At 73.8% G+C, this 10,107-nt stretch carries 9 protein-coding genes and 1 tRNA gene; 6 read left to right on the forward strand and 4 right to left on the reverse strand.

Going from position 1 to position 10,107, the window contains the following annotated elements; translation table 11 throughout:
* Nucleotides 1-640 precede the first annotated feature (640 nt).
* Nucleotides 641-1,618, forward strand: coding sequence for an ATP-binding cassette domain-containing protein (locus ABT299_RS47345; RefSeq protein ID WP_190868362.1), 978 nt, complete (start codon nucleotides 641-643; stop codon nucleotides 1,616-1,618).
* Nucleotides 1,615-2,433: an ABC transporter permease gene (locus tag ABT299_RS47350; RefSeq protein ID WP_190868363.1), complete on the forward strand. Its 819-nt coding sequence runs from the start codon at nucleotides 1,615-1,617 to the stop codon at nucleotides 2,431-2,433. The genes ABT299_RS47345 and ABT299_RS47350 overlap by 4 nt, the downstream gene beginning before the upstream one ends.
* A gap of 14 nt (nucleotides 2,434-2,447) precedes the next feature.
* Here ABT299_RS47350 and ABT299_RS47355 read toward each other — a convergent pair whose 3' ends face one another.
* The 3 genes from ABT299_RS47355 to ABT299_RS47365 form a co-directional block, all read right to left on the reverse strand.
* Entirely contained in the window at nucleotides 2,448-2,672 is a 225-nt protein-coding gene (locus ABT299_RS47355; protein WP_500254829.1) for a hypothetical protein, read from the reverse strand.
* On the reverse strand, nucleotides 2,669-4,090 hold the full coding sequence (locus tag ABT299_RS47360; protein WP_500254830.1) for an amidase: 1,422 nt from the start codon (nucleotides 4,088-4,090) through the stop codon (nucleotides 2,669-2,671). Before ABT299_RS47360 ends, ABT299_RS47355 begins: the two co-directional genes overlap by 4 nt.
* 131 nt (nucleotides 4,091-4,221) lie before the next feature.
* A complete protein-coding gene (locus ABT299_RS47365; RefSeq protein ID WP_500254831.1) occupies nucleotides 4,222-7,482 on the reverse strand; it encodes an AfsR/SARP family transcriptional regulator in 3,261 nt (1,086 codons plus the stop codon).
* A 93-nt stretch (nucleotides 7,483-7,575) separates the two neighbouring features.
* On the opposite strand from ABT299_RS47365, the gene ABT299_RS47370 reads away from it, so the two are divergent.
* The 4 genes from ABT299_RS47370 (at nucleotide 7,576) to ABT299_RS47385 (ending at nucleotide 9,875) form a co-directional block, all read left to right on the forward strand.
* Nucleotides 7,576-7,833, forward strand: coding sequence for a DUF7218 family protein (locus ABT299_RS47370; RefSeq protein WP_190868366.1), 258 nt, complete (start codon nucleotides 7,576-7,578; stop codon nucleotides 7,831-7,833).
* The gene (locus tag ABT299_RS47375) at nucleotides 7,833-8,192 is read left to right on the forward strand and encodes a VOC family protein (RefSeq protein ID WP_500254832.1); all 360 of its coding nucleotides are present in this window, start codon (nucleotides 7,833-7,835) and stop codon (nucleotides 8,190-8,192) included. Before ABT299_RS47370 ends, ABT299_RS47375 begins: the two co-directional genes overlap by 1 nt.
* Nucleotides 8,189-8,698, forward strand: a complete 510-nt coding sequence (locus tag ABT299_RS47380; RefSeq protein WP_190868368.1) for a DUF1360 domain-containing protein — start codon at nucleotides 8,189-8,191, stop codon at nucleotides 8,696-8,698. The genes ABT299_RS47375 and ABT299_RS47380 overlap by 4 nt, the downstream gene beginning before the upstream one ends.
* 76 nt (nucleotides 8,699-8,774) lie before the next feature.
* Complete coding sequence (locus ABT299_RS47385; RefSeq protein ID WP_190868369.1) at nucleotides 8,775-9,875, forward strand: baeRF2 domain-containing protein; 1,101 nt, start codon at nucleotides 8,775-8,777, stop codon at nucleotides 9,873-9,875.
* Nucleotides 9,876-9,916: 41 nt separating this feature from the next.
* On the opposite strand, the gene ABT299_RS47390 is transcribed toward ABT299_RS47385, so the two are convergent.
* Nucleotides 9,917-9,989 (reverse strand) — tRNA-Ala (locus ABT299_RS47390).
* Nucleotides 9,990-10,107 lie beyond the last annotated feature (118 nt).

The raw sequence follows: 10,107 nt of genomic DNA on the forward strand, positions 1-10,107 counted from the left end.
GAGATGGCACGGGGCGACCCGGCCGAACCGGCCAGGTCGATAAAGGCACTGGCTTTTAACACGCTGTTGAGTTCTCAAGAAACGGACACCCACCGCGCCGGACCCGCTCCCGCGGGCCCCGCTCCGGGGCAACCCTTCTAATTTACCGGAACTTTCGCTCCTGTCAACCGGCTCATCCGAGTCGATCTTCAGGAAGCCCGGCCCGCCTCCCGCGTGCCACCGCAGGCGACGAAGATCGCCTGTGTCTGATCTTGCGGAAGAGTCCCCGGGGCCGGCCACCTTGCGGCGTCCTGCATCCCCTCTCGGGCCGTCCACTCCAGAGTACCTCGATCCGAAGCGGGCTTCGAACCGTTTTTTCCGGGTGGCTTCCCCTGAGGCCGTCCGCCTGCCGGCGTCCCGCATCCCCTTGGGGCAGGAAGAACATTAGGCAGGCGCGCACGGTCCGTCAAATCGGCGCGGCCACCCGCCGGACACTCTTCGGCCGCACGCCGGAAACCCCCAGGTCACGCGGGTTCGCGGCGGTCGGCGTCAGTGACGCGTCAGCGGGAGGTCAGCGTCCGAGCCGCGATGTACGCGCCGTATCAGGGCCCTCCTGGACGCTCGGTGATGTCGAACACGAGTGACTGAGAGAGGCCGACCGATGGACTATGTGATCCAGGCCGAGGGCCTGCGGAAGAGGTTCGGGGATACCCACGCCCTGGACGGGGTGGACGTCGCGGCGAAGCGCGGGACGGTGCTCGGCGTGCTGGGCCCCAACGGAGCCGGCAAGACGACCGCCGTGCGGATCCTCGCGACGCTGTTGAGGCCCGACGCCGGCCACGCCTCGGTGAACGGATACGACGTGGTCAAGGACGCGGTCCGGGTGCGCGCGATGATCGGGCTGACCGGGCAGTACGCGTCCGTGGACGAGGAGCTGACCGGCACCGAGAACCTGGTGATGATCGCGCGGCTGCTCGACTTCGGGCGGGCCGACGCGAAGGCGCGGGCGCGCGAGCTGCTGGCCCGTTTCCGGCTCACCGACGCGGGGACCCGCGCCGTGAAGACCTACTCGGGCGGCATGCGCCGGCGGCTGGACCTGGCGGCGAGCCTGATCAACCGTCCGGAGGTCATCTTCCTGGACGAGCCGACGACGGGCCTGGACCCGCGTGCGCGCAACGAGGTCTGGGACACCGTCCGCGAGGTGGTCGCCGACGGCGCGACCGTGCTGCTGACGACGCAGCAGCTGGACGAGGCCGACGCGCTCGCCGACCGGATCGTGGTGTTCGAGCACGGCCGGGTGATCGCGGAGGGGACGTCGGACGACCTGAAGTCGCGGATCGGCCGGCAGACCCTCGCGGTCCGCGCGACCGAGACGTTCCGGACCGCGCAGCTGACCGCGATCGTGGCGGAGCTGACCGGCGAGCGGCCCGAGGTGCAGGAGGCGACGGGCCTGGTCACGGCGCCGGTGCAGGACCCGAAGCTGCTGCCCGCGCTGGTCCGGCGGCTGGACGAGGCGTCCATCGTGGCGGCGGAGCTGTCGCTGCGGCTGCCGAGCCTCGACGAGGTCTTCCTCACACTCACCGGGCACCTCGCCGAGGAGCGGCCCGCCGACCTGATCTCCGAGGGGAGCCTGGCATGACCACGATGACCGTCGACGCGCCCGTCTCGTCCGAGCCGCCTGCGCGGATCAGCCCGAGCAGGACGCTGCGGCACGGGCTGACGCTGGCGTGGCGCAACATCTCGCAGTTGAAGCATTCGCCGGAGAAGCTGCTGGACACGACGCTGATGCCGATCGTGTTCCTGCTGCTGTTCCTGTACGTGTTCGGCGGGGCGCTCGCCGGCAACACCCACGCCTACCTGCAGCAGCTGCTCCCGGGGCTGGTGGCGCAGATGGCGATGTTCGCCACGATGGGGCTGGGGACGGCGCTGAACGAGGACATCCACAAGGGGGTGTTCGACCGGTTCCGGAGCCTGCCGATCGCGCGGTCGGCGCCGCTGATCGGGTCGGTGCTCGGGGACACGGTGCGGTTCCTGACCGTGATGGTGGTACTGGTGGGCTTCGGGTCGATCCTGGGATTCCGCTTCCACACCGACCCGCTGTCGGTGCTGGGCGCGTTCGCGCTGGCGTACGTGTTCTACCTGGCGGTGTGCTGGATCTCGGTGCTGGTCGGGCTGGTGGCGCCGTCCCCGGAGACGGTGCAGGGCTTGGCGTTCATCTGGGTGATGCCGCTGACGTTCGGCAGCAGCATCCTGGTGCCGAACACCTCGACGATGCCGGGCTGGCTGGAGGCGTGGACGAAGGTGAACCCGGTCACGCACCTCGCGGACTCGGTGCGCGCGCTGACCGTGGGCGGGCCGGTCGGCAACCACGTCTGGTACACGCTGGCGTGGGCGGCGGGGATCGTGGTGGTCACGTTCCCGCTGGCCATGCGGATGTACTCGCGCCGCACCTGAGCGGGGCGTCGAGATCAGCGCGCGCCGGGGACGCCGGCCCGGAAGCGGAGTGCCGGGTCGGCGTCCTTCGCCGCGTCCACCGCGTAGAGCATGTCGATGCCGGCCTTGAGGTAGGGGTACTCGGCCGCGAGGTAGGCCAGCTCGTACGGTCCGGCGGGCAGGCCGCAGCGGGCCAGCATGGCGGCCACCTCTGCGGTCGGGTCGGCGGCGCCGGGTCCGGTGGTGACGGTCTCGGTCATCGGTCGTCTCCTGGGGCGGCGGCGAGGGCGGGCACGCGGAGGTGCCAGTCGGTGACGCTTTGGTAGGCGTCGGCGGCGCGCAGGACGCCGGCCTCGCCGAACGCGGGGCCGGCGAGCTGGAGGGACAGCGGCATCCCGGCGGCGGTCGCGCCCATCGGCGCGGCGAGGACGGGGGTGCCGACGCAGTCCCAGTACGGGGTGAAGAAGAACCGGGACGCGGCGTCCACGTTGATCGTCCCGGCGGCGTCGGTGATGTCGTCGTAGCGCGGGGCGCCGATGCCGAGCGTCGGCGCGGCGACGAGGTCGACGTCCTCGAAGAGGCGGGCGAGCGCCTGCTGGGCGACGCGGCGGACGCGCTGCGCCTGGACGTAGTCGGCGCCGGTGGCGAGGGCGCCGCGGGCGAGCGCGAGGCGGGTGGACGGGGCGTAGTCGTCCCAGCGGGCGGCGAGGTCGGCGCGGTGGTAGGCGAGGGCCTCGGCGCCCATCGTGACGTAGTTCATGGTGATCGTCTCGGCCCAGTACGGCAGCGTCACCTCGACGAGCGCCGCGCCGAGTCCGGCGAGGACGCGGAGCGCCTCGTCGAACGCGGGCGCCAGGGCGGGGTCGGCGTCGTCGGGGAAGTGGTTCTCGCGGACGACACCGACGCGCACGCCGTCGAGGGCGCCGCCGAACTCCGGCGCGGTGTACGGGACGTCGGCCGAGTCGGGGTCGGCGGGGTCGGGCCCGGCGATGGCGGCGAGGACGGCGGCGCAGTCGCGGGCGCTGCGGGCGAGCGGCCCGACGTGGTCGAGGCTGTAGCCGAGGGGGACGACGCCGGACTTCGGCACGCGGCCGAACGTGGGCATCAGCCCGGTGACGCCGCAGAACCCGGCCGGGATGCGGATGCTGCCGGCGGTGTCGGTGCCGAGCCCGGCGAAGAACAGGCCGGCGGCGACGCCGCCGGCGGTGCCGGAGCTGGAGCCGCCGGGCCAGGCGGCGGTGTCCCACGGGTTGCGCGGGACCGGGAACGGCCCGGACGGGTCGGGCATCCCGCACGCGAACTCCATGGTGCTGAGCTTCCCGGTGATCACCGCTCCGGCGGCCTTGAGCCGGGCGACGACGGACGCGTCGCGTCCGGCGCCCCATCCCGGGTCGAGGACGGTGCTCTGCGCGGTGGTGGGGCCCTCTGCCATCGCGATGACGTCCTTGACGCCGAACGGGACGCCGTGCAGCGGCCCCCGGTCGGTGCCGGCGGCGAGCTCCCGGTCCGCCTGCTCGGCGCGGGCCAGCGCGTACTCATCGAAGCGGGCGAGGTAGGTGCCGAGGGCGCCGTCGAGCCGGTCGGCGGCGGCGAGGGCGTCCTCGGTGAGGCGGACGCTCGTCACGTCGCCGGCGCGCAGCGCCGCGGCGGCCTCGGTTAGGGTCAGCGGTGTCGGCACGGGCGGGACGCTATGCGGCGTGGGTCACACCGCGCCGGTCCGGTCCCGGTCAGCGGAAGGAGCGGGACCGCCCGGCGGGCGTCCCTGGTCAGGCTGGCGGCGTCCCAGGTCAGGCGGGCGAGCGTCCCCGGTCAGGCCGACGCGATGAGCCCGGCGGCCTGCGCGAAGAGGGCGTCGCGGGTGACGCCGCGGCCGCGCTCGTACGCCTCCTCGAAGGCGGCGGCACCGATCTCGCGCTTCACCGCGGGCTCGACGCGGCGGACCTCGTGCGAGCCCTCGTGGTGGAAGCCGAGCAGGCCGTGGGCGGTGCCGAGCAGCTCCGCGGCCCGGACGTGGTGGCCGCGCGCCGCCGCGAGCGCCGCGACGCCCTCCAGCAGCGACGCGAGCAGCGGGTTCCCGTTGATCCAGTCGTCGCCGAGGTCGTCCCAGGCGCGGGTGTGCCATGCGGCGGCCTCGTCGAGGTCGCCCTCCTCCTCGGCGAGGCAGCCGAGCCGGCAGTAGGTGAGGCGCACCTCCCGGGCGAAGTCGGGGCGGTGCCGGCGCGGCTCGACCCACTTGTAGGCGCGGTCGGCGTAGACGCGGGCGGTCTCCATGTCGCCCTCCCACAGCGCCAGCTCGCACTGCAGGAGCAGCGCGGACGCGGCGTCCGCGAACTCGCCGACCCGCTCCATCGACGCCGCCGCGGTCTTCAGGTCGCGGCGCGCCTGCTCCATGTCGCCGAGCGTCGCGCGCACGCGGGCGAGGCCGGTGAGCATCCCGGCGCTCGCCTCGGGGCTGAGGCCCTCGCGGGCGTAGTCGAGCGCCTCCTCGCCGTACCGGATCGCCTCGGCGAGCTCCCCCCGGCCGACGGCGACCTGCATCAGTCCGCCGAGCGCCATGATCAGCCCCCACCGGTCGCCGAGCTCGCGGAACGCGGCGCAGGACTCGGCGAGCTCGCCGGCGGCGCGGCCGATCTCGCCGGAGTTCAGCGAGATGTACCCGAGGATCACCTTCACCATGGCGTGGACCCACGGGTCGGGATGGTCCTCGACGGTCCGCAGCCGCCGCCGGGTGTCCTCCATGTCGCCGGTGAAGATGCTGCCCGCCGGCCTGGCCAGGGCGAGGGCGGGATGGCGCGGGGAGTCCGGGACGAACCGCATCACCCGGTCCAGCGCCGCGTGCAGGGAGTCCTTCGTCGGCCCGTCGGCGGAGGCCATCACGCTGATCAGGTCGCTGGAGATGACGCAGAGCGCGAACTGCTCCTCCATCCCCGGCGGCGGGGCGTCGCCCGCGATCTCGCGGACGGACCGGGCCCAGCCCCCCGCCTCCAGCTCCATGTCGCGCATCATCCAGAACCACACCAGCGACGCCAGGAGCCGCAGCGCCATCGGCACGTCGCGGACGGCGGTCAGGTGCCGGAACGCCGCGCTGCAGTTGTCGCGCTCGGCGGCCAGCCGCGCCGTCCAGTAGAGCTGGTTCGCGCGGCGCAGTTCGGGCTCGGCGCGCTCGGCGAGGTCGACGCAGTACGCGGCGTGCTCGGAGCGGACGCGGGCGGTCTCGCCCGCCTCGTCCAGCTTCTCCGCCGCGTACACGCGGACGGTCTCCAGCAGCCGGTAGCGGACGTCGGCGTCGCCGTCCGCCATCACCAGCGACTTGTCGATCAGCGCGGCGATCACGTCGATGACGTCGTCGGGGTGGGGCGCGTCGGGCGCGTCCAGGCCGCACACCCGCACCGCGCTCTCGGGCGTCGCGCCGCCCGCGAACACCGACAGCCGGCGCAGCACGGTGCGCTCCACGCCGTCGAGCAGGTCCCAGCTCCAGTCGACGACGGCGCGCAGCGTCCGGTGCCGGGGCAGGGCGGTGCGGCTGCCGGCGGTGAGGAGCCGGAACCGGTCGCCGAGCCGGTCGGCGACCTGCCCGGGGGTGAGCGCGCGGAGCCGGGCGGCGGCCAGCTCGATGGCGAGCGGGATGCCGTCGAGGGCGCGGCAGATCACCACGATGTCGCCGACGGTCTCGGCGTCGACCGCGAAGCCGGGCCGCACCGCCGCGGCCCGGTCGGCGAACAGCCGGATCGCCGCGTACCCGAGCGCCTCCGCCGGTTCGGGCTCGCTCTCCTCGGGCGGCAGCGGCAGCGACGGGACGGGGCACAGCGACTCGCCGGTGATGCCGAGCGGCTCGCGGCTCGTCGCGAGGATCCGGACGGCCGGGGCGTGGGCGAGCATGTGGCCGGCGAGTTCCGCGACCGCGTCGACGAGGTGCTCGCAGTTGTCGAAGACGACGAGCATCCGCTTGCCGGTGAGGAAGTCGGTGAGCCGTTCGAGGGGGCGCGGGACGGTCCGGGTCTCGCCCTTGCGGACGGTCTCGGGCACGCCGAGCGCGACGAGCACGGTCTGCAGGAGGTCGCCGGGGTCGCTGACCGGGGCGAGCGCGACGAACCACACGCCGTCCGGCATGTCGTCCAGGAACGCGGCGGCGGTCTCCCCCGCCAGCCGCGTCTTGCCCGCGCCGCCCGGCCCGGTCAGGGTGACGAGCCGGGTCTCGCGCAGCAGCTTGCCGACCCGCCGCGACTCCTCCTCGCGCCCGACGAAGCTGGTGAGCTGCGCCGGGAGGTTCGTCCGCGCGGGTCCCGGCGCCGGTGGAGGCAGAGGGGGCGGGGGCGGTGCCGTGGGTGCGGGCGGTCCCGCCGCGGCCGGTTCGCGGCGCAGGATCGACAGGTGGACGGCGGCGAGTTCCGGGGACGGGTCCACACCGAGCCGGTCGGCGAGCGCGCGCCGCGTCTCCTCGTAGACCTCCAGGGCGTCGGCCTGCCGCCCCGCCGTGTACAGCGCGCGCATGAGCTGGCCGCGGAGCCGCTCGCGGAGCGGGTGCGCGGCGGCCAGCGGTTCCAGGTCCGCGACGGGCGGGACGGGCCGTCCTGCGGCGACCTCCGCGTCCACCCAGTCCTCGACGGCGGCGAGGCGCAGCTCGTCCAGCCGGCCGATCGCCGCGAGGGCGTGGTCGGCGTCGGCGGCGTCCGCCAGCGCGGGACCGCGCCACAGGTCCAGCGCGCGGCGCAGGCCGTCCGCGCGGCGGTCGGGGTCGCTCTCCTTCCGCGCGGCGGCGACGGCGCGCTCGAACGCGACCGCGTCGACCTCGCCGGGGTCGATCCCGAGCCGGTAGCCGCCGGGGCCGTGCTCGACCAGGTCGCGTCCCGCGACGCCCCGCAGCCGCGACACCAGCGCCTGGAGCGCGTTGCCGCCGCCGGCGGGCGGCGCGCCGTCCCACAGGTCGTCGAGCAGCCGGTCGGCGGACACGGGCCGTCCCGCCTCGGCCGCCAGCCGGATCAGCAGCGCGCGCAGCCGCGGGCCGCTGACCTCGACGGGTCGCGCGGCCTCGTCCCGCACGAACAGCGGGCCCAGGATGCCGATGCGCACATGTCCCCTTTCCGGGTGCCATTGTCCCCGATAAGGAGACCCATCCCACCCGCCGTCCATGTGTGGACGGTGTGCACCGGGTAGTCACCTTGTATGCCCAGAGCACAGATCAAGGACGAGAAGAAGTACCAGAAGCTCCGTGACAAGGGCGAGAGCAAGGAGAAGGCCGCGCGGATCGCCAACGCGTCCGCGGGCCAGGGCAGCAAGAAGGTCGGCCGCAAGGGCGGCGAGAGCCCCTCGTACGACGACTGGACGAAGGACGACCTCATGAAGCGCGCCCGCGAGATCGGCATCGAGGGCCGCTCGTCGATGAGCAAGTCCCAACTCATCAAGGCGCTGCGCGACCACTGATGGAACTGGTCTTCGTACTGGACTGCGCGGACCCCGACGCGCTCGCCGACTTCTGGGCCGCCGCGCTCGGCTACGAGCGCGGCGGCTACGACCCCCCGTACGTCGCCCTCACCGACCCCCGCGGCGAGAACCCCCGGCTTCTGCTGCAGCGCGTGCCCGAGCCGAAGGCCGCCAAGAACCGCATGCATCCGGATCTGCGGGTCGCCGACATGGACGCCGAGGTCGCCCGCGTGAAGGGGCTCGGCGCGAACGTCGTGCGCGGGCCGTTCGTCGACGACGGGTGGCCGACCACGGTCTGCGCCGACCCCGAGGGCAACGAGTTCTGCGTGATAGCCCCGCCCGGAGAGGAACAGGCATGAGCACCGTCGTCGACACGGCGCGCAAGCAGAAGGAGAAGTACGCCGGGGAGGCCGACCGGCCGCTCGGCTCCTACCTCGGCACGCTCGCCGTCTACGGCGTGACCACCGCCGCGATGGCGCTGCTGGCGTGGCGGCGGCGCGGCCGGACCCCCGGCGTCGGCCTCGGCGACCTCGCGCTGATGACGATCACCACGCACAAGCTGTCCCGGCTGATCGCCAAGGACCCGGTGACGAGCCCGCTGCGCGCGCCGTTCACCCGCTACTCCGGGACGTCCGGCCCCGCCGAGCTCGCCGAGGAGGCCCGCGGCCACGGCGTCCGGCACGCCGTCGGGGAGCTGATCACCTGCCCGTTCTGCACCGGGCAGTGGGTCGCGACGGCCTACGCGGCCGGGCTGATCTTCGCCCCGGACGCCACCCGGCTCGCCGGGGCCACGATGACCGCCGTGGCGGGCTCCGACTGGCTCCAGCTGGCCTACGCGCGGCTCCAGCAGTCCGCCGAGGACTGACCCCGCCGGCGACGGCCGACTCCACAATCGCCACATTCTTGACGTTTGCCCCAGCGGAATCGGGTACGGCGACCCTATGGAGCTGTCATTCCTCAAGACGCTGTACCAGCACCCGGGTCCCTACGTGTCGGTGTACGCCGACCTCACCCGGACGACCGAGGACGCGTCCAAGGCCGCCGAGCTGCGGTGGCGGGCGCTGCGCGCGGAACTGGAGGCCCAGCACGCCCCCAAGGCCACGCTCCGCGCCGTCGAGCGGACCATCGACGAGGAGATGGCGGAGCGCCGTTCCGAGGGCCTGGTGGTCTTCGCCGCCGACGGCGAGGTGCTGCACACCGACCGGCTCCCCGGCCCGCCGCGGTCCACGCACGCGTGCGTCGCCCCGCTGCCCCACGTCGTGCCCTACCTCGCCGACCGCGGTGACCAGTTCCCGCACCTGACCGCCATCGTGGACCGCCGCGGCGGCACCATCGACTGCGTCCACGCCGACGGCCGCCGCGAGCACATCGAGGTCCAAGGGGACGAGGACTACCCGATCCGCAAGGTAAAGGCCGGGGACTGGAACCAGTCGCGCTTCCAGCGCTCGTCGGAGAACGTCTGGAAGGCCAACGCCAAGAAGGTCGCCCACAAGATCGACCGGGTCGCGGAGCGCTGCGGCGCCGAGGCCGTGCTCATCGCCGGCGACACCCGCGCTCGCACCGCCGTCCTGGACGAGATCTCCGAACCCGTCCTGGAGCGCACGGTCGAGGTCGACAAGAACGCCGGCGCCGGGCACCCCGACCTCCGGGCGGAGCTGGACCGCGTCCTCAAGCTGAAGACGACCGAACGCGTCATGGCCGTCGCGGAGCGCTTCGACCGCGAGCTCGCCAACGGGCAGCGCGCCGTCGCGGGCCTCCCGGCGACCGTCCAGGCCGTCCGGCAAGGCCAGGTGGAGACGCTCATCCTGGACGACGACCCGGAGTCCCCGGCCCGCCTGTGGATCGGCCCCGATCCGGCCCAGGTGGCCGCCGACCCCGACGAGCTCCGCACCGAGTTCGGCGTCGACGACCCCACGCCGGAGCGCGCCGACGCCGCCCTCGTCCGGGCGCTCACCGCCACGGACGGCGACCTGGTCGTCCTCCCGGCCGACGGCCCGAACGCGAACCTGCACGTCGGCGCCGTCCTCCGCTACACGGCGTAGGCATGAAAAAAGGAGCGGGCGGACCCGCTCCTTGCTTCGCGTGGAGCTATGGGGATTCGAACCCCAGACCTCCTCCATGCCATGGAGGCGCGCTACCAACTGCGCCATAGCCCCGTGCTTCGGGGAAAAGCTTAGTGCACGTTGGGAGCACTTCGGACGCCGCGGGCCACGGAGGACGTCCTCCGTGGCCCGCGGGGGGGGCACGGGTTGGGCCAGTTGTAGACGGTCCAGA

Source organism: Spirillospora sp. NPDC000708 (assembly GCF_040299565.1).
In the GTDB taxonomy this organism is placed as follows: domain Bacteria; phylum Actinomycetota; class Actinomycetes; order Streptosporangiales; family Streptosporangiaceae; genus Spirillospora.